The 23562-nt window shown below is 75.8% G+C and carries 24 protein-coding genes; 8 read left to right on the forward strand and 16 right to left on the reverse strand.

Annotation, left to right across the window (positions count from 1 at the left end):
• Positions 1-155: 155 nt before the first annotated feature.
• The 11 genes from LPU61_RS29800 to LPU61_RS29850 all read right to left on the reverse strand — a co-directional run bounded on the left by LPU61_RS29800 (position 156) and on the right by LPU61_RS29850 (position 9024).
• Complete coding sequence (locus tag LPU61_RS29800) at positions 156-977, reverse strand: PD-(D/E)XK nuclease family protein (protein WP_229406838.1); 822 nt, start codon at positions 975-977, stop codon at positions 156-158.
• A 289-nt stretch (positions 978-1266) separates the two neighbouring features.
• On the reverse strand, positions 1267-1881 hold the full coding sequence (locus tag LPU61_RS29805) for a MarC family protein (RefSeq protein WP_043961761.1): 615 nt from the start codon (positions 1879-1881) through the stop codon (positions 1267-1269).
• A gap of 32 nt (positions 1882-1913) precedes the next feature.
• Complete coding sequence (locus LPU61_RS29810; protein ID WP_229406813.1) at positions 1914-2795, reverse strand: PHP domain-containing protein; 882 nt, start codon at positions 2793-2795, stop codon at positions 1914-1916.
• Positions 2796-2824: 29 nt separating this feature from the next.
• The gene (locus tag LPU61_RS29815) at positions 2825-4057 is read right to left on the reverse strand and encodes a hypothetical protein (protein ID WP_199486053.1); all 1233 of its coding nucleotides are present in this window, start codon (positions 4055-4057) and stop codon (positions 2825-2827) included.
• 56 nt (positions 4058-4113) lie between these two features.
• Complete coding sequence (locus LPU61_RS29820) at positions 4114-4941, reverse strand: SigE family RNA polymerase sigma factor (protein ID WP_043961758.1); 828 nt, start codon at positions 4939-4941, stop codon at positions 4114-4116.
• Between the two features lie 106 nt (positions 4942-5047).
• Positions 5048-5926 (reverse strand): PH domain-containing protein, encoded by an 879-nt coding sequence (locus LPU61_RS29825; RefSeq protein ID WP_043961757.1) that lies wholly within the window; start codon positions 5924-5926, stop codon positions 5048-5050.
• 6 nt (positions 5927-5932) lie between these two features.
• A complete protein-coding gene (locus LPU61_RS29830) occupies positions 5933-6091 on the reverse strand; it encodes a hypothetical protein (protein WP_165878125.1) in 159 nt (52 codons plus the stop codon).
• A gap of 133 nt (positions 6092-6224) precedes the next feature.
• Positions 6225-6920, reverse strand: coding sequence for a DUF6758 family protein (locus LPU61_RS29835; RefSeq protein WP_308102618.1), 696 nt, complete (start codon positions 6918-6920; stop codon positions 6225-6227).
• A 286-nt stretch (positions 6921-7206) separates the two neighbouring features.
• Positions 7207-7830 (reverse strand): RNA methyltransferase, encoded by a 624-nt coding sequence (locus LPU61_RS29840; protein ID WP_229406814.1) that lies wholly within the window; start codon positions 7828-7830, stop codon positions 7207-7209.
• A gap of 78 nt (positions 7831-7908) precedes the next feature.
• The gene (locus LPU61_RS29845) at positions 7909-8436 is read right to left on the reverse strand and encodes a hypothetical protein (protein WP_043961754.1); all 528 of its coding nucleotides are present in this window, start codon (positions 8434-8436) and stop codon (positions 7909-7911) included.
• Positions 8437-8508: 72 nt separating this feature from the next.
• A complete protein-coding gene (locus LPU61_RS29850; RefSeq protein ID WP_043963916.1) occupies positions 8509-9024 on the reverse strand; it encodes a MaoC family dehydratase in 516 nt (171 codons plus the stop codon).
• A gap of 552 nt (positions 9025-9576) precedes the next feature.
• Between LPU61_RS29850 and trxA the strand changes: the two genes are divergently transcribed.
• The 3 genes from trxA (at position 9577) to LPU61_RS29865 (ending at position 11492) form a co-directional block, all read left to right on the forward strand.
• Complete coding sequence (gene trxA, locus LPU61_RS29855) at positions 9577-9939, forward strand: thioredoxin (RefSeq protein WP_043961753.1); 363 nt, start codon at positions 9577-9579, stop codon at positions 9937-9939.
• Positions 9940-10116: 177 nt separating this feature from the next.
• Positions 10117-10557: a hypothetical protein gene (locus LPU61_RS29860; RefSeq protein ID WP_229406815.1), complete on the forward strand. Its 441-nt coding sequence runs from the start codon at positions 10117-10119 to the stop codon at positions 10555-10557.
• Entirely contained in the window at positions 10554-11492 is a 939-nt protein-coding gene (locus LPU61_RS29865) for an MFS transporter permease (RefSeq protein WP_228986385.1), read from the forward strand. The genes LPU61_RS29860 and LPU61_RS29865 overlap by 4 nt, the downstream gene beginning before the upstream one ends.
• Here LPU61_RS29865 and LPU61_RS29870 read toward each other — a convergent pair.
• The 3 genes from LPU61_RS29870 to LPU61_RS29880 form a co-directional block, all read right to left on the reverse strand.
• Positions 11391-12875: a hypothetical protein gene (locus LPU61_RS29870; RefSeq protein WP_229406816.1), complete on the reverse strand. Its 1485-nt coding sequence runs from the start codon at positions 12873-12875 to the stop codon at positions 11391-11393. The genes LPU61_RS29865 and LPU61_RS29870 overlap by 102 nt on opposite strands.
• Positions 12872-14779 carry a dynamin family protein gene (locus LPU61_RS29875; protein ID WP_229406839.1) on the reverse strand — a complete coding sequence of 636 codons (1908 nt, stop codon included), beginning with the start codon at positions 14777-14779 and terminating at the stop codon, positions 12872-12874. Before LPU61_RS29875 ends, LPU61_RS29870 begins: the two co-directional genes overlap by 4 nt.
• A gap of 107 nt (positions 14780-14886) precedes the next feature.
• The gene (locus tag LPU61_RS29880) at positions 14887-15774 is read right to left on the reverse strand and encodes an IniB N-terminal domain-containing protein (protein WP_229406817.1); all 888 of its coding nucleotides are present in this window, start codon (positions 15772-15774) and stop codon (positions 14887-14889) included.
• A gap of 327 nt (positions 15775-16101) precedes the next feature.
• Between LPU61_RS29880 and LPU61_RS29885 the strand changes: the two genes are divergently transcribed.
• The 3 genes from LPU61_RS29885 to LPU61_RS29895 are packed head-to-tail and all read left to right on the forward strand — an operon-like array spanning position 16102 to position 21082.
• Positions 16102-17415: an Hsp70 family protein gene (locus LPU61_RS29885; RefSeq protein WP_229406818.1), complete on the forward strand. Its 1314-nt coding sequence runs from the start codon at positions 16102-16104 to the stop codon at positions 17413-17415.
• A gap of 2 nt (positions 17416-17417) precedes the next feature.
• Positions 17418-20060: a helix-turn-helix transcriptional regulator gene (locus LPU61_RS29890; protein WP_229406819.1), complete on the forward strand. Its 2643-nt coding sequence runs from the start codon at positions 17418-17420 to the stop codon at positions 20058-20060.
• Positions 20057-21082 (forward strand): DUF742 domain-containing protein, encoded by a 1026-nt coding sequence (locus LPU61_RS29895; RefSeq protein WP_229406820.1) that lies wholly within the window; start codon positions 20057-20059, stop codon positions 21080-21082. Before LPU61_RS29890 ends, LPU61_RS29895 begins: the two co-directional genes overlap by 4 nt.
• A gap of 3 nt (positions 21083-21085) precedes the next feature.
• Here the strand turns inward: LPU61_RS29895 and LPU61_RS29900 are convergent, their stop codons facing one another.
• Complete coding sequence (locus LPU61_RS29900) at positions 21086-21466, reverse strand: thiol-disulfide oxidoreductase DCC family protein (protein ID WP_043961747.1); 381 nt, start codon at positions 21464-21466, stop codon at positions 21086-21088.
• Positions 21467-21557: 91 nt separating this feature from the next.
• On the opposite strand from LPU61_RS29900, the gene LPU61_RS31540 reads away from it, so the two are divergent.
• Positions 21558-21692 carry a hypothetical protein gene (locus LPU61_RS31540; protein ID WP_255700264.1) on the forward strand — a complete coding sequence of 45 codons (135 nt, stop codon included), beginning with the start codon at positions 21558-21560 and terminating at the stop codon, positions 21690-21692.
• A 94-nt stretch (positions 21693-21786) separates the two neighbouring features.
• Positions 21787-22194, forward strand: coding sequence for a CoA-binding protein (locus LPU61_RS29905; protein WP_043961746.1), 408 nt, complete (start codon positions 21787-21789; stop codon positions 22192-22194).
• Between the two features lie 32 nt (positions 22195-22226).
• Here LPU61_RS29905 and LPU61_RS29910 read toward each other — a convergent pair whose 3' ends face one another.
• Positions 22227-23423 carry an acyl-CoA dehydrogenase family protein gene (locus LPU61_RS29910; RefSeq protein WP_229406821.1) on the reverse strand — a complete coding sequence of 399 codons (1197 nt, stop codon included), beginning with the start codon at positions 23421-23423 and terminating at the stop codon, positions 22227-22229.
• Positions 23424-23562: the final 139 nt, after the last annotated feature.

Raw genomic sequence — 23562 nt, forward strand, 5'->3', positions numbered from 1 at the left:
CCGAGGGCTCGGCGTCATGTCGCCGGCATGGCGGCATCCCGCCGCTCGGATACCGCCATCAGCCCGACATGACACGCCCGCCCCGCCGACCCCACACCCGCCCCGCGCGCCCGAGGCCGCCCGGGGGCCGGCCCGGGGTCGGCAGGCCGGCGGGGTCAGTCCCGGCGGTCCATGGCCGCCCAGGGATCCTTCCCCGGCGTCTGCGCGCCAGCGGGGCAGGTGCGGCGGTAGTCGCACCAGCCGCAGCGCGGCCCCGGCTCGGCCGGGAAGGCGTCGTCCGGGTCGGACCCGTCGGCGACGGCCCGCTCGGCGGCCATGATGTCCCGCGCCGTCTCCTCGGCGCGGGTGACCTGCCGGGCCAGCGACTCGACGGTGTGCTCGTGGGCGGCGATCGTGCCGGTGGGCAGGTGGTGCAGCTCGACCCGGCGGCACGGCCGACGGAACACCCGCTCGGCGGCGTACGCGTAGAGGGCCAACGCCTGCGAGCCGCGCGCGTCGTCGGCGTCCAGCCCTGTGCGGCCGGTCTTGTAGTCGACGATGACCAGCTCAGGCCCGCTCGCGCCGGGGCGGAGGTCGATCCGGTCGGCGCGCCCGTTGAACGCCAGCACCGCCGTCCTGACCGCCACCACCCGCTCGACGCCGACCGGGTCGGCCTGCGGGTCCAGCGTCTCGACGTAGGACTCCAGCCAGGCCAACGCCCGCCGGTACGCGTCGCGCTCCTGCTCGTCGTCGCGGAACCCGTCGCGTACCCAGGTGCCCCGCAGCAGCCCGGCCAGCGCCTCCGGGCGGCGGCGGTCGGCGGGCAGGGCATACCAGTTCTTCAGGGCGTTGTGCACGCTCGCGCCCAGCGAGTTGTGGGCCCACGGCGGGCCCTTCGGCGGCGCGGGCCGGTCCACGTACGAGTAGCGGTAGCGGCGGGGGCAGTCCGCGTACGCGCCGAGCTTGCTGGGGGTGCAGACGAACAGCCGCTCCGGCATGCCGTCGAAGCCGAGCTGCTCGGGCTGGGCGGCCGGGCGGGACTGGGCGGGCTGGCCCGCGCGGGGGCGCGGGGTCCGGCCCGCCCCGGCGGCGGGTCGACCGGCGGGGCGGCCGGATGAGGAGGCTGGTCGCACCCCGCGATCCTGCCACCCGGCTACGACAGCCGCTCCGACCCGGCCGGCGGGTCGCACCGCCGGATCAGCCACGCCCGGCACCGGCTCCGGCCGGGCTAGGGCACGGATCGGGCCCGCCCGCCGCCCCGGCTGACGCCACGCCCGCGTCCCGGGGTCAGGTCGCGCTCGTGTACTGGGTGACGAAGGCCGCGATGGCGTCGGCGATGAGCTGCACCGCGATCGCGGCGAGCAGCAGGCCGGCGATGCGGGTGAGCACCTCGATCCCGCCCGGGCGCAGGATCTTGACGATCCCGCCGGAGAAGCGCAGCACCACCCAGACGGTGAGCATCACCGCCACGATGGCCGCGGCGATGGCGCCGTAGTCGAGCGCCCGGTCGGCCTGCTGGACGAAGAGCATGGTCGCCACGATCGCGCCCGGTCCGGCCAGCAGCGGGGTGCCCAGCGGCACCAGGGCGATGTTCGAGGTGGCCTGCTGGGTGGGGTCGTCGGCCTTGCCGGTCAGCAGTTCCAGCGCGACGAGGATCAGCAGCAGCCCGCCGGCCGCCTGGAGCGCCGGCAGGTCGACGTGCAGGTACGCGAGGAGGGTCTGCCCGGCCACGGCGAAGACCACGATCACCCCGAGCGCCAGGGCCACCGCCTGCCAGGCGGCCCGGTTGCGGTCCCGGGCGGCCAGGGGGCCGGTGAGCGCAAGGAAGATCGGCATCATGCCCGGCGGGTCGACGATGACCAGCAGGGTCACGAAGACCTCACCGAAGAGCTTCAGATCCACCCGGAGAGGGTAGCCGCGCAGGTGGAGGCGGATCAGGCCGAAGCGACGGGGGTCACGCCGGTGGCCTCGGCCACGATCCGCCCGTACGCCTCGGGCGAGGTGGTGAACGCGCCGAGCCGGACGGTCTTGTGCGTGCCGTGGAAGTCCGACGAGCCGGTGACGAACAGGCCCAGCTCGGCGGCGAGCGTCCGCACGTGCGCCCGCTCGGCGGGGGAATGGTCCTCGTGGTCGGCCTCCAGGCCGGCGAGCCCGGCAGCCGCCAGCTCGACGATCAGCTCGTCGGGCACGATCCGGCCGCGCCGGCTCGCCCTCGGGTGGGCGAACACGGGCACGCCGCCCGCGGCCCGCACCAGCCGGACCGCCCGGAACACGTCGATGTCGTCCTTGGGCAGCCGGTACCGCTCACCCAGCCACTCCGGCCCGAACGCCTCGGTGGTGGTGGCCACCAGCCCGGCGCGGATGAGAGCCTGGGCGATGTGTGGGCGACCCACCGTCCCGCCGCCCGCCCCGGCCAGGATCTCCGGCCAGCTCAGCTCGACGCCGTCGGCGCGCAGCAGCGCCACGATGCGTTCCCCGCGCACCTCACGGGCGGCCCGCACCCGGGCCAGCTCCGCGCCCAGCTCCGGCTCCGCCGGGTCGAAGAGGTACGCGAGCAGGTGCAGCGCCACCGGCGGGTCCGCCCCGTGCCAGCGGCAGGAGATCTCCGCGCCCCGGACCAGGGTGAGGCCGGGCGGCAACGCGGCCACCGCGGGCGCCCACCCGGTGGTGGTGTCGTGGTCGGTGATCGCCACGACGTCCAGGCCGGCCTCGCCGGCCGCCCGGACCAGCTCGGCCGGCGTGAGGGTGCCGTCGCTGGCCGTCGAGTGGGCGTGCAGGTCGATCCGGGCGGCGGCCGGCACCGGGGGCGGGGTCATCGCCCGACGCTATCGGTGACGCCGGCCGGTCAGGGTGCCGGGTCGGTGACGACCACCGGCCGGCCGGCCGGCTCGACGCCGGTCAACGGGCTGGCGGCGGCCCGCTCTCCGGCGACCACGCGGTCGGGCCGCACCGGCACCAGCCCGCCCCGGGCGTCGGCATACCAGGCGGTGCCGGCCGGCGTCCAGCACACCGCGCCGGCCAGCGTCGGGCCGGCGGGACGGGCGACCAACGTGCCGCCGAGGGTAGCGAGGTCGACCAGGAGCGCCCCGGTGGCATCGGAGGAGCCGGTGCGGCCGTTCAGCAGCAGCCAGCGGCCGTCGGCGGAGACCCCGCCCAGCCCGTCGGAGCTGAGGGTCGGCCCGCAGGCCGAGCGGATGGTCGCCAGCGCCCGGGTGGGGTCGAGCAGCGCCAGGCAGGGGCGTCGGGGCGTGCCGGCGGAGACGAGGCCGACGAGCCGGCCGTCCGGCAGCGCCCCGTGGACGGCGAGGACGTCGCGCCAGCCGGCGGTGGGAAGCCCGCCCGCGGCCGGATGCCAGAGCGCGTACCCGGGTCGGGCCGGATCGCGGCGCACCAGGACGGAGTTGCCGGCGAAGCCGACCGGCACGGCCGCGCCGGGCGCCGTCGTGCCGGCGACCGCGACGAGCTTGTCGCCGACGATCCCGGCGATGGAGAGCCGGTCGCCGTCGCGCCAGGCGACCTGGCCGCCGTCGGGGGCGACGGCGATCGCCTCCGCGCCGGCGAGCAGCACCCTGGTGCTGCCGTCGGCGTGCACGGACAGCAGGGCCCGGCCGGCGACGGTGGGCGCGCCCACCACCAGCCAACCCCCCTTGTCCGGTACGCGCTGCGCCCGGTCGGCGTCGGCCACCCCGAGGGGGATGTTCGTGTTCCCGGCGGTGTAGAGGGTGCCGTCGACGACCAGGTCGACCGCGCCGCCGGCCGGCCCGAGGGCCGGTCGGGGTGATCCGCCCGACGGGCTCGGCACCGGTTCCGGGACCGTCCAGGAGGAGCCGCGCGGGTCGCCGAGCACCACGGTCGGCGGGGTGGGCTGCGTTGCCTGGGGGCTGAGCTGCACCATGCCGGCGCTGACCAGCACCGTGGCCATCCCGGCCAGGGCGGTGCCGGTGACGACCCGGCGGCGGCGTGTCCGGGTGGCCCGCCGGATGGCCAGGCTGGCCGGGTCCACGGTGCACGGCAGCGGCACGGCGGCCTGCCGGGAGAGGGTCTCCCGGAGCGCACGCTCCAGCTCGTCCGCCGTCACGACTGTTGGACGCGCGGGAACGGGCGTCCGGTTGTCACCGGGACCGGCCACCCCGCTCACCTCCGCTCCGCGCCGACGGCCTCGGCCGGCACCGGGGCACCGACGGGCTCGACGCGCACCGGGAGCGGCGCGCCGCCGGCCGGGGCGGGACGAGGGCCGGCTCCGCTCGTGGTGGACGCGGCGGGCACCCCCGCCCGGGCCGGGCGCGGCGTAGCGGGCACCGTCGGGGCGGGCCGGGGCGGGGTCGCCGGGGCGGGACGGGCGGCGGCGGGGTCGGCCTGTCGGGCGGGCCGGAGGCGGGCGGCCTCCGCGGGCCGCGTCCGGGGGGCGGGACGGTTGCCCGCCCGCCCGTCGGGCTGCGGCTGCGGCGCGTCGGTCAGGTCGAGGGCGGCCTGTGCGCCCAGCCGTCGGCGCAGGGTGGCCAGCGCCCGGGAGGTCTGGCTCTTCACGGTGCCCGGCGAGATCTCCAGCAGCGCGGCGGTCTGCGCCTCCGACATGTCCTCGTAGAAGCGCAGCACCAGCACCGCGCGCTGCCGGCTGGGCAGCGCCCTGAGCTGCCGCCACAGCACGTCCCGGTCGAGCTGCTGCTCGATCTCGTCGACCCCGGCGCGTTCGGGCAGCACCTCGGTCGGCCGCTCACCGTGCCAGCGCCGCCGCCACCAGCTCGTCGACGTGTTGACCATGACGCGACGCGCGTACGGCTCGATCGCCTCGATGCCGCCGAGCCGTTTGCAGGCGAGGTAGGTCTTGGTCAGCGCGGTCTGAAGCAGGTCCTCCGCCGTGGCCCAGTCGCCGGTCAGCAGGTATGCGGTGCGCAGCAGCGCCCCGGAGCGGGCCGCGACGAACTCGCGGAACTCCTCCTCCAGCGGGTCTTTCGCGGCCACCGCTCACCTCCCGCACCCCCGTGCCTGCATGGCAGGTTGTCATGCCGGGGGCGGACCGGGCGACGGCGAAAGGTGCGGGCTTCCTCCGATGTTCGGACGGAAAGTTTCACGCCCCGTCGTCGGCCTTGGCCTCGTCCGCCTCCTTGCCCAGCCGGGCCTCGACTGCCTGCGGCTCGTACATCTCCTCGACGACGCGCAGGTAGAGCTCGTTCGGGTTGGGCAGGTTCTTGATCTCACGGAGCGCCTGGTCCTGGCCGGCGGACTCCAGCACGAACGTGCCGTAGTTGAGGGCGCGGCCGGTGGGGCTCTGCTCGTATTTCATGTCGGTGACCCGGGCGAGCGGCATCATCGCCACCTTGCGGGTGACGATGCCGTTGACCACCATGACCCGCTTGTTGGTCAGGATGAACCGGTCGTACCACCAGTCGGCGACCTTCCAGGCCACCCAGCCCATCACGGCGAACCAGAGCAGCACCGCGATGGTGGTCAGCGCGCCCACGTCCCGCCCGGCGAGGAAGCCGGAGAGGTAGCCGAGGACGAAGGTCGCCCCGATGCCCACCAGGATCGGCGTGGTCAGGTGGATCCAGTGCCGCTTCCACTCGCCCCGGTAGCGCTCGGTGGGGAAGAGGTAGCGCGCCACCAGCGAGCTGGGCTCGTCCTCCAGCGGCAGGACCCGTCGGGGGCCGAGCGGCATGCCGGAGGCGTCGACCCGCAGCCCGGCAAGCTCCTCTTCGGAGATCTGCGGCGGCTGGTAGTCGGCCTCCGGATCGCGGACCCAGGCCCGCCCGGAGCGCGCCTGGCCGCCGAAGGGACCGTCGCCGTAGCCGGCGTCGTCGGAGAAGGGCGGACCGTCGGAGAAGCCCTGCCCCGGGCCTGGGCCCGGAACGTCGTCGGGCCTGACCCGGGGGATCGGCTCCGTGTCTCGGTCCCGGCGCTCCCGGTCGGGGTCGTCGGGGTCGAACGGCGGACCGGAGGGGCTGCCCATCGGCGGTTAGGCGATGAGGCTGGTGAAGAAGTCGCCGAACCCCTGGGCGATGTCCATGATGCCGCCGCCGATCGACTTGAAGACGTCTGCGGCGGAGTTCGGCCGGTACGCAACAAAGAAGATCAAGAATGCGATACCGGCCCAGGTGAGGACCTTCTTGACCATGGCGGGCCATCCTCTCGCGCGGCGCCGGGTCCATTTACCGCAGCGGCACCCAGAGTATCAGTAAGGTGTCGTACAGTGAATCTCTGCGTCCGTTCTCCGACAGAACGGGAGACTTGCCAAGCCTCTCGGCTGGTCAGGCCTTCCCGTGCAGGTACGGAGACGGAGCGCCGTACACGAGCTCGGACGGCGTCCACTCTGTGAGGTCGTGCAGCTCCACGTCCTCGGCGAGCAGATGCCCCGCACTCGCCGGCCAGGCTATCGCATGAAGCCACAATCCCCGAGCCTCGCCGGCGTACGCGCTTCGATCCGTCGGAGAATTCACGAGCCACAGTGGAGTCGGGTGGCCGGCGACACGGATCCTGGCCTGCCCGACATGCCCCGGATGCCCGGGGCCGGGATCGTCCAGCGCCTCGGCGAGTTGCGGGCCCGGGTCGGGGCCGGCCATGCCGGCGAACCGGGTGCCCAGCCCGACGCCCGGCTCCTCGGCCACGAACACCAGGTCGGCCGGGCCGCCGCCGAGCGGCTCGGGCCCGGCGAAGGCCACGACGGTGGCGCGCACCCCGGCGCGCTCGTCCCCGGCGTACGCCACGCCGGTGAGGGTCCAGCCGGGCGGCATGGGCCACGGGCACCAGACCGGCGTGGCGGGGCCGTCGGGGGGCCCGGCGGCGGCGACCCGGCCCACGACGCTGGCCACGATCTCCGCGCCGATGTGCTCGGGCACGTGCAGCGGCGGCACGGGACCGCAGCGCGCGCAGCGCCACTCCGTGTGCATCAGGTCCGGCTCCCGGACGGATCCACCACACCTGGGGCAACTCACCGCGACACTCACGTTTCCACCGTCGCCCCGGCTCGCCGCCCAGTCAAGTGGAGCGGCCGAATCCCCCGGCGCGTCGCCCCCGCCGGCCTGCCCCGGTCCGGAAGGGAACGGGCGCCGCCATGTCGCCGGCATCGGGCGGTCCGGGAGCCCTGGACACCGCCATGTCGCCGACACGGCGGGACGACCGACCGACACACGACCGAGCGGCGCGCGACCGACCGACGCGCGGGCGGGGCGGGCAGGGCGCGGCGGGCGGGGCGGGCAGGGCGCGGCGGGCGGGGCGGGCGGGGCGCGGAGGTCAGGCGGGCGGCGGGCCGGCGTGGGCGCGGATCCAGGCGTGCATGGCGATGCCGCTGGCCACCCCGGCGTTGATCGACCGGGTCGAGCCGTACTGGGCGATGGAGAAGAGCTGGTCGCAGGCCGACCGGGCGGCCTCGGACAGCCCCGGTCCCTCCTGGCCGAACAGCAGCGCGCAGCGGCGCGGCAGGCTCGTCGTCTCCAGCGGGCGGGAGCCGGGCAGGTTGTCGATGCCCACCACCGGCAGGTCCCGGTCCGCCGCCCAGGCGGCGAACTCCTCGATCGTCTCGTGGTGCCGGACGTGCTGGTACCGGTCGGTCACCATGGCACCCCGCCGGTTCCACCGCCGCCGCCCCACGATGTGCACCTCGGCCGCCAGGAAGGCGTTGGCGTTGCGGACCACCGTGCCGATGTTGAGGTCGTGCTGCCAGTTCTCGATCGCCACGTGGAAGTCGTGCCGACGCCGGTCGAGGTCGGCCACCACGGCCTCCCGCCGCCAGTACCGGTACCGGTCCACGACGTTGCGCCGGTCGCCCTCGGCGAGCAGCTCCGGGTCGAAGCGCGGGTCGGCCGGGGGGTCGCCGGCCCACGGGCCCACGCCGACCTCAAGCTGATCACCGGTCACGGTCTCCAGAGGGTACGGACCGCCCGGTCGCCCCGCACCGCCGGGTGCGCCGGGGCCACCCGGCCGGGTCGGGCGGGATCAGCCCAGGCCGAGGGCCCCGCCGAGCCGGTCCAGGAACCGCCGGTCGGTCGGCGTCACGTCCCCGCCCGCCGGGGCGCCGGCGGTGGCCCGGCGGACCCGGGCCGCCACCGACTGCACCCACTGCCGGTACGCGGCCGAGTCGGCGGGGTCGGCCCGCCGACGCAGCACCCGGACCGTGGCGCGACAGGCGGCCAGCAGGTCGACCAGGTCGGTGAGCCGGTCCTCGGGGGCGGTCGCCCCGTCGTGCCGGGCGTAGATGGCGGCGACCACGGCGCGGACCAGGTCGCTGTCGGAGGCACGCCCGGCGGCCACGGCGTCGAGGCCGGCCAGCCCGGCGGCGACGCCCCGGGACGGGCCGCCGGGGTCGGGGGCGGCGGCGGCCACGAGCACCCGGCCGGGCAGGCCGGTCAGCAGGTCCCACTCGGCGGCGGAGTAGGCGGCGGTGGTCAGCGGTGCGGCGCGGCGGCCGGCAGAGGGCGGCTCTCCGGCGACGGAGTGGCTCATGGGGACCTCCGGCGCCAGCATATGACCCCGTACGGCGCGTCGGGCCCCTTCACCGCAACCGCGCGGCGCGGGGCCGCCGGCGCCCGGGTGGGGTCAGCGCGGCTCGGGGAAGCTCGGGCGCTCCGGGTCGACGCCCTCGGGCACGGTCTCGGCCGCGTACGCCCGCTTGGGGACCATCACCCGGCGGCGGAAGACGCAGACCATGGTGCCGTCCTGCTTGTAGCCGCGGGTCTCCACCGACACCACGCCCCGGTCGGGCTTCGAGGAGGACTCGCGCTTGTCCAGGACGGTGGTCTCGCCGTAGATGGTGTCGCCGTGGAAGGTCGGCGCGACGTGCCGCAGCGACTCGACCTCCAGGTTCGCGATGGCCTTGCCGCTGACGTCGGGCACGGACAGGCCGAGCAGCAGGGAGTAGACGTAGTTGCCGACCACCACGTTGCGGCCGAACTGGCTCGCCGACTCGGCGTAGTGCGCGTCGAGGTGCAGGGGGTGGTGGTTCATGGTGAGCAGGCAGAAGAGGTGGTCGTCGTACTCGGTGACGGTCTTGCCCGGCCAGTGCCGGTAGACCGCGCCGACCTCGAACTCCTCGTAGTAGCGGCCGAACTGCATCGGGGTCCCCTCCACGGGCGGGCGACGGAGTTCGGGCCAGCATGCCTTATCGAGGGTTAAGGCGAGGCCGGGGGCCGCAGCCGGGCGAGGAAATGTCACACCGGCCGCGCTCCCGGGGGGAGACGCAATGAGCGGCGGGGCCCTCCCCGGCACCCGCCGCCCACGCTCTGATGGGGAAGATTCTGCCGCACGACGAGGCCCGGTCAACAGAGACCGGCGTCACATTTATCTTTTCGTAACAATACGAAGAGTGACGATCATGAAGTGTGGGAGCGATCACCGCAGGTCGAATCGCCGCTAGTCAGGCATCAGATCATCGAAGTTGATCAGCAATCAGGGCCCCCACCTGTGGAAACGCTCCCATCACGTCCCGTCACGCAAATGCGTCATGCAAGTGCACACGGCAAGGCTGCCGGCAACAGATATGAATCGATACGCTGACACCCCGTCCCCCGGCCCCGCCGGGTTTCGGGGGCGGACGCCCGGGAATGCGCCGGGTCCCGTCCTGGTTCCAGGAGGCGTACGTGATTCCGCGGTGATCGGAGAGTCCACATGGCAACCGTTGAGCTGACCACGGCGAACTTCGACGAGGTGGCGGGCGGCGACGGCATCGTCCTCGTCGACTTCTGGGCGGAGTGGTGCGGCCCGTGCAAGCGGTTCGCCCCGGTCTACGAGCGCTCCTCCGACAAGCACCCCGACATCGTCTTCGGCAAGGTCGACACCGAGGCCCAGCAGGAGCTCGGCGCGAAGTTCGACATCCGCTCGATCCCGACGATCATGGCGATCCGGGACGGCGTGATCGTCTTCGCCCAGCCGGGGGCGCTGCCCGAGTCGGCCCTGGAGAACCTCATCGAGCAGGTCCAGGGCCTCGACATGGACGACGTCCGCAAGAAGCTGGCCGAGCACAAGCACTGAGCGCCGGGCACCACCGAGCCCGCGCAGCCGGCGGCCGGACCCCACCCGGGTCCGGCCGCCGCCGCGCCACCCGCCCTCCGGCGGGCGTCACCGGCCCCGCGTCACCGGTACGGTTGGGGCACGCCACCCGACGGAGGGACCCGAAGGGCGCCCTTCATCCCGTACCGTCGGAAACCGATGGAAACGCTGACCCGCCGGGGCCGGGGGGCCCGACTGGCCGCCACCGCGCTCGGCCTCGTCGTGTTGCTGGCCGGCACCGTCTGGGGCAGCGACGACGACTTCCCGTTCGGGCCGTTCCGGATGTACTCCACGTCCGACCCGCCGGACGCCGCCGCCCCGGACACCCGCATCGAGGGCGTCGACCGCACCGGCGCCGTGGTCGACCTGGGCCAGGACGCCACCGGCATCCGCCGGGCCGAGATCGAGGGCCAGCAGAGCCGGTACGTCGAGGACCCCGCCCGGCTGCGCCGGGTCGCCGACGCGTACGCCGAACGCCACCCCGACGCCGCCGCGCTGGTCGAGGTGCGCATCGTGATCCGCTGGTACGGCATCGCCGACGCCCGGCCGACCGGGCGCTGGACCGACGAGACCGTGGTGAGCTGGCGGGCGGACGGGTGACCCGCTGGCTGACCGAGGCGGTCCCCCGGGGCCGGGTGGCCGCCTTCCGCACCCTGGTCTACCTCTTCGTCGCCGCCGACCTGGTGTTCTTCACCCCCTGGGTACGCGCCCGCGCGAGCGTCCCCGGCGACCTCTACCAGCCGCTGCTCGTCGGGCGGGTGCTCCCGCTGCCGACCCCCACCCCGGCGCTGGTCGGCGTGATCTTCTGGGTGCTGCTGGCCCTCGCCCTGCTCGCCGCGACCGGCCGGGCCCACCGCCTGCTCGGCTGGTCGGTCTTCGCGCTCTACCTGGAGTGGATGATCATCGCGATGAGCTACGGCAAGGTCGACCACGACCGGTTCGGCCTGCTCGTCGCGCTCGCCGCGCTGCCCACCGCCGGCCGGGCCCGGCACGGCGACCCGACCCGCACCGAGGCGGGCGGCTGGGCGCTGCGGGTCACCCAGATCGCGGTGATCTGCACCTACTTCCTGGCCGCCTTCGCGAAGTTCCGGTTCGGTGGCCTCGACTGGGCCACCGGCTCGGTGCTCGCCAAGGCGATCATCCGGCGCGGCACCGACCTTGCCGACCTGATCGCCGGCGTGCCCCACCTGCTGCTCGTGGCGCAGTTCGGCATCCTCGCCTTCGAGCTGCTCAGCCCGGTGGTCTTCGTGCTGCCGGCCCGCGCCCGGCTGGCCACGGTGGGCTTCTTCTACTCGTTCCACCTGGTCACCATGGCGACGATCACCATCTCGTTCGCCCCGCACCTGGTGGCCATGGCCAGCTTCCTGCCGCTGGAGCGGGTGCGCCCCGTCGCCTGGCTGCGCCGGCTCGGCGGGGGCGGGCCGGCGGGACGGCTACGCCGGGGTGGACCGGCGGGGCGGCCCGGCCAGCTCGACGATCAGCCCCTCGCAGCTGCGGGCGACGACCTCCGCCCCGCGCCGCTGCACCAGCCGTAGGGTCGGGTCCTCCGCGCGCTCCCGCCACCGCCACTGCGCGTCGACGGCCAGCTCCCACAGCTGCCGCGCGGTCGCGTCGTGCTCCGCCCCGAGCCGGGCGGCCGGCGCGGTGCCCTCGCCGCCGACCAGCCGCTGCGCCTCGGCAGCCGGCTCTGCGGCGAACCCGACCCGGCCCGCGCGCAGCGCCGCGAGCAGGCGCAGCTCCGCGAACTCGTGCGCGCCGGCCACGATGCGCTCCACGGCGCCGAGCAGTTCGCCGGTGCCGGGGCCCGGCTCCGCGCGCAGCAGCCCCTCCACGGCCACCAGCGCCGACCGGGCCTTCAGGGTGCCCTGCCGGTCGACGAAGAGGCGGTTGACCGACTCCCGCAGCTCGGTGAGGCCGCTGCGCCGGATCAGCTCGGTGGAGAGCTTCACCCGGCTGTCGCAGCCGGTGCGGACCAGCGTGGTGGCCAGCCGGACGCCGAACAGCCCCAGCCGCTCCAGCAACGCGGCCCGCGCGTCGGCGGAGAGGCCCACGGGCAGCCCGGCCCGGACGAACCGGTCGGCGGAGAGGAGGTGTGCGTCCAGCTCCGGGCGCGGCACCCGGGCCAGCTCCGCGAGCGCGGCGAAGTCCGCCTCGCCCAGCATCCGGCCGGCCAGGCCCACGGTGCCGCTGCACGCGAGCGCGTGTACGCAGCGGGCGGCCACCCGGGGGTCGCGCTGCTGCCGCCGGACGAGCTGCCGGGCGGTCAGCAGCGCGTCGATCCGCCCGCCGCCGGTCTCGTCGGCGCGCGAGCGCACCAGGAGCACGTGCACCGCGCCGGCCTGGCCGACGATCCCGTCCCGCTCGGAATCCAGCGCCCGCAGGTCGCTGTCGCGTCCGTCGCGGGTCAGGTAGAGCAGGGCGTCGGCGTCGCGCAGGGCCCGCTCGACCACCGGGGCGCGCCCCCGCTCGTCCGGGTCGGCGACGGCGGGCGTGTCGATGAGGGTGAGCTGGCGCAGGGCCCGCGTCGGCCACCGCACGACGAGGTCGCGCAGCTCACCGGGCCGCCAGCCGGGCCCGTCGACCCGCAGGCCGGTCGCCGACCGGGTCACCGCCAGCTCCTGCGGCACGCCGTCGGTCGACCAGGCGGTGGCCCCCGGGGCGGGCCCGTCCTCGTACCAGGTGAAGGTGTCCTCGCCGTCGACCCCGGCGACCGGCGCGACCTGCTCCCCCATGATGGCGTTCAGCAGCGTCGACTTCCCGGACCGCCAGCCGCCGGCGACGGCGACCCGCAGCGGCTCCTCCAGCCTGGCCAGCTCGTGCCGCAGCCGGTCGGCGGCCCAGGGGTGGTCCCGGTAGTGGTGCAGGGCCTCGTGCAGCAGGGCCCACACCGCGTCCTCCAGCCCCCGCCCGGACGTCATGCCGGCTGCTCCAGCAGCACCGGGCCGGCGCCGCGCCCGGCTGTCAGCCCCTGGGCCTGCTCGTGCAGCCGCGCCAGCCGGGCCATCCTCGCCCGGATCTCCCGCTGCCGGCGGTCGCGGGCCGCCGCGTCGGTGTCGGCGGCCTGCTTCGCGCTGCGCAGCGACTGGACGATGCCCTCCTGGAGCTCCTCGGTCAGTGCGGTGAAGTGGTTACGCAGCAGCCGCTGCACCTGCCGGGCGGTGTCCCGGCAGTCCTTCGTCACCCGGAGGAAGAACTCGTCGACGTGCCGCTGGACCGCCGTCTTCGCCGCCGACTGCCGGTGCCGCAGGTGCTGCCGGCTCTCGTCGCGGATGGCCTTGCCCCCGAGCAGTGCGCCGAACCCGACCGACACCGGATTGATCATCGGCATCCCCGCCAGGGTCAGCGCGAGCCCGCACATCAGCATCCCGCCGTACGAGCCCTTCATGCCGCTGAGCACCTTCTGGGTGACGGTGAACCGGTCGATCGCCGGCCGCTCGAAGTGCGGCAGCCGCTCGGCGGGGTCCTCCGGCACCGCCGTCGACCACTCCGGCAGCGAGTCGTGGCCGTACCGGCCGAAGTGGGCGGCCACCCGGCGGGCGGTCCAGTCGCAGCGGCGGACCAGCCACTCGCGGTTCTCCCGCGCCGCCGCCGCGAGGCTGCGCTCCAGCCATTCCTCGAAGACGTCCCAGCCGGTCAGCGGGTCGGCCGTGTCGAACGCCGTGTCGACCTCGCGCAGGATCTGCCGGGTCCGCTCCCGCAGGTCGTACTCGATGTCGGAGAGCAGGTCGGTCATCTCGTCCGACAGCGTGTTCTGCCAGCGGGTGGAGCAGCGCCGCAGCTCGTCCACCTCGCGCTGGGCGGCGTGCAGCCGGGAGATCGGCCCGGCCTGCTCCTCGACCTGCTGGCTGTCCAGCTCGGCGCGCAGCGGGGCGGCGAGCTGCTCGACGACCGTGCGGGCGAGCATGGTGACGGCCGTACGGGCCAGCGCGTCGCCCTTGCCGGCGAGGTCCCGGCGGAGCCGGGCGATCAGCACGGGAAAGCCCGACTCGGCGTTGAGCGGGTGGTCGTCGGCGACGGCCGCCCGCAGCCGCAGCGCCGCCGAGACCGGGATCAGCGCGGCCGGTACGCCGGCCTCGTGCAGGTGCCGCCGGTTGCGCTCGGCGACCGCCCGCCAGTCGGGCACCAGGTCGGTCTTGGTCTGCACCACCGCCACGTTCGGGTGCGACCGGGTGAGGTGCAGCAGCAGGTTCAGCTCGGCGACGGAGAGCTCCCGGGTGGAGTCGGAGACCAGCAGCACGAGGTCGGCCCGGTGCAGCGCGGCCTCCGGCGTGCCGGAGGCGGGGATCGTGCCGTCGCCGGCCGGGGTGTCCACGAGCACCAGACCGTCGGCGAGCAACGCCCGGGGGACGCCCACCTCGACGTGGGCCGGGCCAGCGCCGCGCGGGATGATCCCGGCGACCCCGGCGGCGAGCCGGTCCAGCGGCAGCGGCGTCCGCTCGGCGGCCGGGGACACGGCCGGGACCGCCGCGTAGGGCGCGACGGAGGACCCGGCGGAGGCCAGGGCGGCGGCCCCGTCCGAGCCGGCGGGCCGCTCCCGCTGGACCGGGTGCCGGACCACGGCGGCGCACGCCGCCTCGGCGTGCCGCACCACCGTCGGCAGGACGGTGGTGCGGCCGTCGCCGACCGGGCAGACCTGCGCGGTGACGACGGCGTTGACCAGTTGGCTCTTGCCCTGGCCCGGCTCGCCGACGACCAGCACGCGCAGCGCCGGGTCGAGCAGTTGGACCCGTTTGTGGTGGACCGTGCGGAGCAGGTCGGCACGCCCGTGGGCGGTGCAGGTCCGGGCGATCTCGTCGAGCACGTCCAGCCAGATTCCCGCCATCACGGGACCAAGTGTGCCGATTGCGGAGAAATTATCAAGAGGTGGTGAACGATGGACCGGGCCGGGGCACCCCCTCGTGCCCCGGTCCCGTCCGCCGCCGGGGCCGCTCAGAACAGCCCGTCGCCCAGCCCGAGCAGGCCGGAGTCGGTGCCGGCGGGCGCGCCGCCGTGGCCGCCCGTCACGCCGCCGGTGATGCCACCGACCGCACCCGTGACGCCACCCAGCGTCCCGGAGACCGTGTCGTCCACGTGGTCGGTCACCCCCGACACGGCGCCGGGCACGTCGACCGGCGGCACCACGCCGCCCGCGCCGCCGGGCAGGCCCAGGCCACCCAGGGCGTCGTCGACGCCGATCGAGTCGACCAGCCCACCGACCTGACCGTGCACGCCGGGCAGGACGCCGCCGAGGTCCCCGTCGAGCAGGTCGGAGTCGTCCAGGCCCCCCGCGTCCGGTGCGCCCGGCAGGCCGTCGACCGCGCCGGTGACGCCCCCGACCACCGGGTCCACGGTCGCGTCGAGGCCCGGCACCACCCCGTCGTCGAGGGTGTGCGCCACGTCGCCGACCCCGGTCAGGTCGGTGTCGAGGCCGCCGCGGCCGACGCCCAACCCGACCCCCGGCAGCACGGTCACCCCGGCCGAGACCGTGGCCGGGTCCACGGCGATGGTGCCCAGCACCCCGGCCTTGACGTCCACCCCGGCCGAGGAACCGGTGACGCCGATCTGCTGCGCCACGTGCTGCAGCTGGCCCACCGCGTCGGTGGGGTCGGCCGGCAGCGGGTCGAGGCCGAACTGCGCCGCCGGGGCCAGCGAGGTGAGGCCCTGCACCGGCGCGTAGTCGACCACCAGCGGCACCACGTCCTGAACGTCGGCGGCGGTGATGTCCTGCAGCCCGGCCGCCTGCAACGCGCCCTCCGGGTCCAGGTCGAAGGCCGACCGGGCATCGGGGTCGGTCAGCAGGTTGAGCACGAAGTCGTGCAGGGTCTGGTTCGGTTCCATGAGCCGCTTCTCCTCGGACGTGTCGCCGGCGTCGACAGGGCGTCGACAGTGACCGGCGTCGACGGACGTCGACCGTGACCGGTGACGCTACGGACGGAGTCGACGACGGGCATCGGGGAACGACCCGAAACCGCCCCCGCCGGATCGGGGCCCCACCCCCGCCGCCCGTTAGGGGGATGGGGGGAATCCGGCAGCCTGAAGTTAGGGTCCCGGTTCAGCTTCGATCTCTGGTACGAACGTATGAACCCACGGGGTCCGCCGGGCCGGGTCACCGCACGTCCCGACACCGTCGCCGCCGGTCGGCCAACTCCTGGTGAGGAAGAGACGATGCCGTACGTCCTGGGAATAGACATCGGGAACACCACGACCACCGCCAGCGTCGTCCGGCGACGGGGCATCGACTGGACGCACGCCGAGGCCGTCGCGCTGGACGCCGGGTCGGCCACCGTCCCCTCCGCGCTGTGCCTGTCCGCCCACGGTGGCCTCACCGTCGGAGCGTCCACCTCCGACGGTGGCGGCCGGACCGTGCGCGGCTTCGTCCGCCGCGTCGGCGACGACGTGCCCGTGGTGCTCGGCGGCGAGGCGTACCCGGCGCAGACCCTGACGGCGATGCTGGCCGGCTGGGTGGTGGAGCAGGTACGCGCCACCGAGGGCGGCCCGGCCGAAGCCGTCGTGGTCAGCCACCCGGCGGGCTGGGGCCCGCACCGACGGGAGCTGCTGCGGCGCGCGCTGTGGGAGTTCGAGGTGCCCGGGGTGACGCTGCTGCCCTGCCCGGTGACGGTCGCCGAGGGGCACGCCGCGCGGGGGTTCGCCGGCGACCTCGCGGCCGTGTACGCGCTCGGCGGGGAGACCTTCGAGGGCGCGCTGGTCCGGCGGAACGACGACGGCACGTACGCGCCCCTCGGCCTGCCGCTGGGCCTTCCCGGCTGCGGCGGGGCGGAGTTCGTCGCGGAGCTGACCGACCACGTCCGGGCCGTGCTGGCGCGGGAGCTGTCCGCCCTCGACGGGCAGTGGGCCGACGCCGCGGCGCGGGAGCTGCCGTCGGCGTGCGAGCGGGCCGCCCACGAGCTGTCCGTCGCCCCGCAGGCCGACGTGGTGCTGGACCTGCCGACCGGGCCGGCGCGGGTGCCGGTGAGCCGCGCGGAGTTCGAGGAGATGATCCGACCCGCCGTACGGGGGACCGTCGACCTGCTGCTGCGGGCCGTCCACAGCGCCGGGCTGGAGCCGGCGCGCCTCGACGGCGTCCTGCTCGCCGGCGGCGCCACCCGGGTTCCGCTGGTCGCCGAGCTGCTCGGCGCGGCCCTGCCAGGCCCGGTGAAGGTCGCCCCCGATCCGCAGCTGGTCGCGGCGGCCGGGGCGGCGCTGGCCGCGCGCCAGGTGGTCGCGCCCCGGCCCCGCGTGCCGGCCACACGACCCGGGGCCGAGCCGGTGGGGGTCGCCGGGGTCCGGGTGGGCAGGGCGGCGGCGGTCGCCCGGGTGCCGGCCGGAGGGCGCGGTCCCCGGCACGACGAGCACGGCGACGACGGGTTCCCGGGCACGCCACCGCCCCGGCCCCCGGTCCGGATCGCCCCACTGGAACTGCCGAGAGCGTCCCGCCTGGCGTCGCTGCGCCGGCGTGGCCGCGAGGGAAGCGTACGATGATCATGACTATCGAGCGCCCGCTGCTGCTCAGCCGGGAGCGGCGGTCCCTGCTCGACCGGCTCGCCGCCGACCCGGCCGTGCCGTTCGCGCTCGCCGTGACCGGCCCCGGCGGCCACGGCAAGACCGCCCTGCTCGGCGAGGTGGCGCGCCGCTGCCGGCAGGCCGGGCAGACCGTGCTGACCACGGTGCCGGCGGCCACCGAGCCGCCCGGGCCCGGCACCGTGCTGCTGGTCGACGACGCACACCTGCTCGACGACACGCGGCTCGGTGCGCTCCGCGCGCTGGTGGACACCGGTCGGCACCGGATCGTCGTGGGATACCGCCCCTGGCCACGGTGCCCGGCGCTGGTCGAGCTGGCCGACGCCCTGCGCCGGCACGCCGACCCGTTGCTGCTCGTCCCCTTCACCCCGGAGCAGACCGCCGCGCGGTGCGCCGCCGCACCGGAGGCGGCCCGCCTGGCCGACCACGTGCACGCGCAGACCGCCGGGGTGCCCCGGGACGTGGACCGGCTGGTACGCGCGCTGTCCGCCGCGCCGGGCTCGACCCTGTCGGCCGCGTCGGCTCTGCTTCCGTCGGCCGCGCCGGGGCCGGGCGGGGCGGCGTCGCCGGGCGAGCCGCCGCAGTCCGCCCTCGTGGAGTTCGGGCCGGACCTGGACCGGCTGACGCCGGACGCCCGGTGCCTGCTGCTCGCGCTCGCCGCCGGCGTGCCCCTGACGGTCGACCTGCTCGGCGCGCTGCTCGACCGGACGCCCGGCGCGGTGGCCGAACTCGTCGCCGCGACCCGGGCGGCGGGCCTGCTCACCGCCGACCACCGGATCACGCCGCTCGCCCGGCGGGCGGTCGTCGCGCTCAGCCCGCCCACCGACCGGACGGCGGTCTGGCACCGGCTCGTCGACCAGCGGCTCGGCCGGGGCGGCCCGGTCCTGCCGCTGGTCTCCGCGCTGCGGGCCGTCGGCGCTCTCGGCGACTGCCCCGCGCCCGCGCTGCGGGCGGCCGCCGAGGAGGCGCTGGCCGAACAGCCGGCGCTGGCGGCCGAACTGTTCGCCGCCGCCACCGCCGCCGGCTCGTCCGCCCCCGGCCGCCAGGCCGTCGCCGCGCTGCTCGCCGGCGACCTGGACACCGCCCTGCGGCTGGCGGACCGGCTGCTCGCCGGTGCCGCGCCGGACGACCGGGCCGAGGCGGCGGCCGTCGCCGCGACCGCCCTGGCGCACCGGGGACAGACCGGCCGCAGCGTGGAGCTGTACCGGTGGTCGGGCACGCCCGCGGCGGCGGCCTTCGCCGAGGTCGGGTCGCTCGCCACCGCGACGACGACCGGCGACGCCGGGCCGGTGGGCCCGGCCACCGGCGGTCCGCCGACGCTGGGCGCCGGCGCGGCCCGGCTGATGGCCGAGGGGGTCCGGGCCAGCATCGACGGTACGCCCACCACCGCCCTGTCCACCCTGGTGCAGGCGGCGGCCCTGCTGGAGCCGGACGGCCGCACCGTCCTCCTGCCCGACAGTCCCGCCGCGCTGGCCGCGCTGACCGGGGTGCACTGCGCGGAGCTGGACATCGCCGAGCGGGTGCTCGACCGGGCTACCGCCAGCGGGATCGGCGGTCCCCTGCTGGCCCGCCGCCACCTGCTGCTGCGGGCGTGGATCCTGATGCTGCGGGGACGCACGGCCGCCGCGGCCGACGCCGCCGCGGCGGCGACCGCCTCGGGTGGCCCGCTGGAGTCCCGCGACCTGCTCTTCGCCACGACCCTGGAGCTGGGGGTGGCCCGCCGCAACAGCGACCTGGGCGCGTTGCAGCGCGGTTGGGGGCATGCGCTGGACGCCGTGGTCCGGCACCCCGTCGACCTGTTCACCCTGCTGCCCCTCGGCGAGCTGGCGATCGCGGCGGCCCGGCTGGGCGAACTCGACCGGCTGGAACCGCACCTGCACCAGGCCCGGACGTTGCTGGGCCGGCTGGGCGACCCGCCGTTGTGGAGCGCGCCGCTGCACTGGAGCGGGCTGCACGCCGCGATCCTCGCCGACCGGCCCGGCGCGGCCGAGGAACACGTGGCGGCCCTGACCGCCGACGCGGACCACAGCCGGTACGCGGCGGTGGCCGCCACCGCCGCCGCGAGCTGGGTGGACGTCCTGCGGGGCACGGTCGACCCGGCCCGGGTCGAGGCCGCCGCCCGTGGCCTGTACGACGCGGGGTTCTGCTGGGACGCCGCCCGGCTCGCCGGGCAGGCCGCCATTCGCACGGCGGACCGGCGGGCGATGACCGCCCTGCTGGACTGCGCCCGGGTGTTCCAGGGTCGGCACGCGGGGGCGAAGAGCGGGCCCGCCGGCGGGAAGGGCGGGCCCGGCGGGGCCAGGGGCGGGCAGCGTCCCCCGGGCGGCGCGGCCCCACCGGCCGCCGAGGTCGACGCCGTGCCCCGCAGCGAGCTGAGCGAACGCGAGCACGAGGTGGCCGAGCTGGTGCTGGCCGGGTTGACCTACCGCGAGATCGGCGACCGGTTGTTCATCTCCGCCAAGACCGTGGAGCACCACGTGGCCCGGATGCGGTCGCGACTGAACTGCGCCAACCGCACCGAACTGCTGGCCCTGCTGCGCACCCTCGTCGCGGAGCGGATGGCCGTCGCAGGCGGTGGGGCCTGGCGGGAACGGTCGACCAGATGACGACGACCTGCCCGGACGCACCACCCGGCACCGGTCCGGCAGCGGCCGGGGCGGCTGCCGCCACGCCGAGCGGCACCGCGCCGGTCGTCGACGGTCCGGCGGCGGCCACCCAGCCCACCGCCGGACCGGCCGCCCACGCCACCCGGCCCGCAGGCGCGGCGGCCGGGAGCGACGCGCTCATGCGGGCCCTGGACGCGCTGATCGACCGGGTGCCCGGGGCGCGCCTCGCCGTGCTGCTCTCGCCCGACGGGCTCCGGCTCGGCGCCTCCCGGGGCACCGACGCGGCGGTGGCCGAACAGGTCTCGGGCATGGTCGCCGGCCTGTGGGCGCTCGGCGCGGCCACGGCCCGGTTCTGCGCCGACGCCGAGCCACGACGGATCGTCACCCGGATGCCCGAGGCACTCCTGCACGTCACCGGCATCCGCACCGGCGTCGTCCTGGCCCTGCACACCTGCGAACAGTCCCGGGCGGCCGACATCGAGTTCGAGGTGGCGCGCTTCGTGACGGAGGCCGACCGGCACCTGCCCGCGCAGCCGCCCCCACCGCCCGACGCGCCCGCACCAGGGGCGACGCACCCGTCGCCCGGCGTCCCGCCCGGGTCGGGGGCGGCGCTGCCGTTGCCCGTACCGTCGGGGCCGGTCGTCCGGGCCGGGACCACCGCGCCCGGCCGGATCCGGCCGGCCCTCCTCGCGGCGGCCGCCGCGCCGCCCGCCCCGGGCGCGGCCGGCGGGGCGACCGAGGCCGAGCAGCCCGACCTCGCCTCCCTGGTGCTGGCCCGGCCGGGGACGGGCCGGCTCCCCCGCCTCACCCCCGAGCAGGCGCGGATCGTCCGGCGGTGCCGGCGTCCGCTGTCGGTCGCCGAGATCGCCACCGACCTGGACCTGCCGGTGGGTGCCGTCCGCGTGCTGCTCGACGGGCTGCGCCGGGCGGGGCTGGTCGAGGTGCGGGACCTGCCGTCCCACGACGGGCGGCCCTCGCTGGAGCTGCTGGAGCGGCTGCTCTCCGCGCTGCGGGCGTGGTGAGGATCAGTCCCGCTGGGCCGAGGGCACGGCGCAGGCGGCCGTGCCGCCCGGCAGCCGGTGCCGGTTGCGGGCCACCCAGCGGTACGCGGGCCAGGCCGCCGCGCGGGCGGGCGGGAAGCGCAGCCCCGCCCCGGCGACCCGCCACAGGGGCCCGCTGTCGCCGAGCAGCCGCGCGATCGCGTCCGGCCCGGCGGCCCGGGAGCCGTCCGCGCCGACCCACTGCACGGCCTCGGTGCACTCGGCCTCCGTCAGGCCCAGCGCGTCGAGGTCCGCGAACTGCCAGGGCAGCACCCGCGCCCGGGTGGGGATGCGGCGCTCGATGAACTCCGCGCACTTCGTGCAGAACGCGCAGTCGCCGTCGTAGACGAAGGTCGACCTCTCCATGCCCCCATCCTCCCCCGGCGTCCGTCCCGCCGTGCGCCGGTGTCCGGCACGTCACTTGCACTTCGTTCGTACGCGTGTTCGAATGGGGTCCATGCGCTGGGACAACCTCTCCGCTCCCCCGGACGAGGCCGGTTCCGAGCGGGCAGCGCCGGCGGCTCCACCCCTGCCGCTGGCGCTGCCCGGCGCGGTCACCCGCACCTTCGACACGCCCGGCTTCGCGGGATGACCTCCACTCGGGGCCGCTCGCATGCCTGCGTCCACCGCCTCCCGGGAGACCGGCACGGCCTGCTCCGAGCCGGGCGACGGGCTAGAGTCGCGGGATGCGCAGCGCCCAGCAGATCCTCGCCGACTCCGCCGTGATCGCCGTCGTGGGCGCGTCCCGCGACCCCGGCAAGGCCGCGCACCGGGTGCCGGCGCAGATGCAGCGGTACGGCTGGCGCATCATCCCGGTCAACCCGACGGTCGACGAGCTGTTCGGCGAGCGGGCGTACGCGTCGCTGGCCGACATCCCGCACCCGGTGGACCTGGTGGACGTGTTCCGCCCGGCCCGCGACGCCGTCGGGGTGGTCCGCGAGGCGGTGGCGATCGGCGCGCCCGCGGTCTGGTTGCAGCTCGGGATCGTCTCGCCGGAGGCGCGGCGGATCGCCGAGGAGGCCGGCGTCGACTACGTCGAGGACCGCTGCCTGATCATCGAGCGGGCCGCCGCCGACCTGACGCGCCTCGGCTAGCCGGCGGTTCGCAGGGGCCCTTCCGTGCGCCGTCAGAGCTTGTAGTCGCGCAGGAGGCCGCGGGAGATGATGGTCTTCTGGATCTCCGAGGTGCCCTCGCCGATGAGCAGGAACGGGGCCTCCCGCATCAGCCGCTCGATCTCGTATTCCTTGGAGTAGCCGTAGCCGCCGTGGATGCGGAACGCCTCCTGGACGACCTCGGCGCAGTATTCGGAGGCGAGCAGCTTGGCCATCCCGGCCTCGACGTCGTTGCGCTGGCCGGCGTCCTTGAGCCGGGCGGCGTTGACCATGAGAGCGTGCGCGGCCTCGATCTTCGTGCCCATCTCGGCGAGCTTGAACGCGATCGCCTGGTGCTTCGCGAGCGGCTGGCCGAAGGTCCTGCGCTGCTGGGCGTACGCGACGGCCAACTCGAACGCGCGGATGGAGATGCCGCAGGCGCGGGCGGCGACGTTGACGCGGCCGACCTCGATGCCGTCCATCATCTGGTAGAAGCCCCGGCCGACCTGCCCCTCGCCGCCGAGCACGGCGGAGGCGGGGACGGCGACGCCGTCGAGCACCATCTCGGTGGTCTCGACGCCCTTGTAGCCCATCTTGTCGATCCTGCCGGGGATGGTGAGGCCGGGCGCGGTCTCGCCGAAGCCGGGCTCCTTCTCCAGCAGGAAGGTGCTCATGTTGCCGTAGACCGAGTCGGCCCCGGTGTCGGTCTTGACCAGCGTGGCGACCACCGAGGAGTACGCGCCGTTGGTCAGCCACATCTTCTGACCATTCAGGACGTAGGTGTCGCCGTCGCGGACCGCCTTGGACCTGATCGCCGAGACGTCCGAGCCGCACTCGGGCTCCGACATGGAGAACGCGCCGCGCACCTCGCCGGTGGCCATCTTCGGCAGCAGCCGGGCCCGCTGCTCGGCGGAGCCGTGCTGCGAGATCAGGTACGCCACGATGAAATGCGTGTTGACGATGCCGGAGATCGACATCCAGCCCCGGGACAGCTCCTCGACCACCAGGGCGTAGGTCAGCAGGGACTCGCCCAGGCCGCCGTGCTCCTCGGCGATGGTGAGGCCGAACAGCCCCATCTCGCGCATCCCGTCGAGGATGTCGGTGGGGTACTCGTCGGCGTGCTCCAGCCGCTGCGCGTGCGGGATGATCTCCCGGTCGGCGAACTCGCGGACGGTCTCCAGGATCGACCGCTGCACGTCGGTCAGGCCGGGCGTCTGGGCGAGTCTGGCCATCTCAGCCTCCGGGGATCACTCATCGACGCGTTACTCGTGGGTAACTGAACGCCCGGTAAGTATCGACCCGCCGGGCCGGCGAGGCCAAGGCGACCAGTCCACCCAAGCGCTGTGAAAAGGTTCACCGCTGCGGGTAGCG

The sequence above is a fragment of the Micromonospora sp. NBRC 110038 genome (genome assembly GCF_020884815.1).
Lineage (GTDB): Bacteria > Actinomycetota > Actinomycetes > Mycobacteriales > Micromonosporaceae > Micromonospora > Micromonospora haikouensis.

What these genes read in the sequence shown, in the direction of transcription:
- LPU61_RS29890 (WP_229406819.1), top strand. Translation starts at nt 17,418, where the DNA reads ATGACTATCGAGCGCCCGCTGCTGCTCAGCCGGGAGCGGCGGTCCCTG.
- LPU61_RS29910 (WP_229406821.1), bottom strand. Translation starts at nt 23,423, where the DNA reads ATGGCCAGACTCGCCCAGACGCCCGGCCTGACCGACGTGCAGCGGTCG.
- LPU61_RS29825 (WP_043961757.1), bottom strand. Translation starts at nt 5,926, where the DNA reads ATGGGCAGCCCCTCCGGTCCGCCGTTCGACCCCGACGACCCCGACCGG.
- LPU61_RS29870 (WP_229406816.1), bottom strand. Translation starts at nt 12,875, where the DNA reads ATGACGTCCGGGCGGGGGCTGGAGGACGCGGTGTGGGCCCTGCTGCAC.
- LPU61_RS29885 (WP_229406818.1), top strand. Translation starts at nt 16,102, where the DNA reads ATGCCGTACGTCCTGGGAATAGACATCGGGAACACCACGACCACCGCC.
- LPU61_RS29900 (WP_043961747.1), bottom strand. Translation starts at nt 21,466, where the DNA reads ATGGAGAGGTCGACCTTCGTCTACGACGGCGACTGCGCGTTCTGCACG.
- LPU61_RS29875 (WP_229406839.1), bottom strand. Translation starts at nt 14,779, where the DNA reads ATGGCGGGAATCTGGCTGGACGTGCTCGACGAGATCGCCCGGACCTGC.
- LPU61_RS31540 (WP_255700264.1), top strand. Translation starts at nt 21,558, where the DNA reads ATGCGCTGGGACAACCTCTCCGCTCCCCCGGACGAGGCCGGTTCCGAG.
- LPU61_RS29880 (WP_229406817.1), bottom strand. Translation starts at nt 15,774, where the DNA reads ATGGAACCGAACCAGACCCTGCACGACTTCGTGCTCAACCTGCTGACC.
- LPU61_RS29845 (WP_043961754.1), bottom strand. Translation starts at nt 8,436, where the DNA reads ATGCTGGCGCCGGAGGTCCCCATGAGCCACTCCGTCGCCGGAGAGCCG.
- LPU61_RS29860 (WP_229406815.1), top strand. Translation starts at nt 10,117, where the DNA reads ATGGAAACGCTGACCCGCCGGGGCCGGGGGGCCCGACTGGCCGCCACC.
- LPU61_RS29895 (WP_229406820.1), top strand. Translation starts at nt 20,057, where the DNA reads ATGACGACGACCTGCCCGGACGCACCACCCGGCACCGGTCCGGCAGCG.
- LPU61_RS29800 (WP_229406838.1), bottom strand. Translation starts at nt 977, where the DNA reads ATGCCGGAGCGGCTGTTCGTCTGCACCCCCAGCAAGCTCGGCGCGTAC.
- LPU61_RS29905 (WP_043961746.1), top strand. Translation starts at nt 21,787, where the DNA reads ATGCGCAGCGCCCAGCAGATCCTCGCCGACTCCGCCGTGATCGCCGTC.
- LPU61_RS29830 (WP_165878125.1), bottom strand. Translation starts at nt 6,091, where the DNA reads ATGGTCAAGAAGGTCCTCACCTGGGCCGGTATCGCATTCTTGATCTTC.
- LPU61_RS29810 (WP_229406813.1), bottom strand. Translation starts at nt 2,795, where the DNA reads ATGACCCCGCCCCCGGTGCCGGCCGCCGCCCGGATCGACCTGCACGCC.
- LPU61_RS29850 (WP_043963916.1), bottom strand. Translation starts at nt 9,024, where the DNA reads ATGCAGTTCGGCCGCTACTACGAGGAGTTCGAGGTCGGCGCGGTCTAC.
- trxA (WP_043961753.1), top strand. Translation starts at nt 9,577, where the DNA reads ATGGCAACCGTTGAGCTGACCACGGCGAACTTCGACGAGGTGGCGGGC.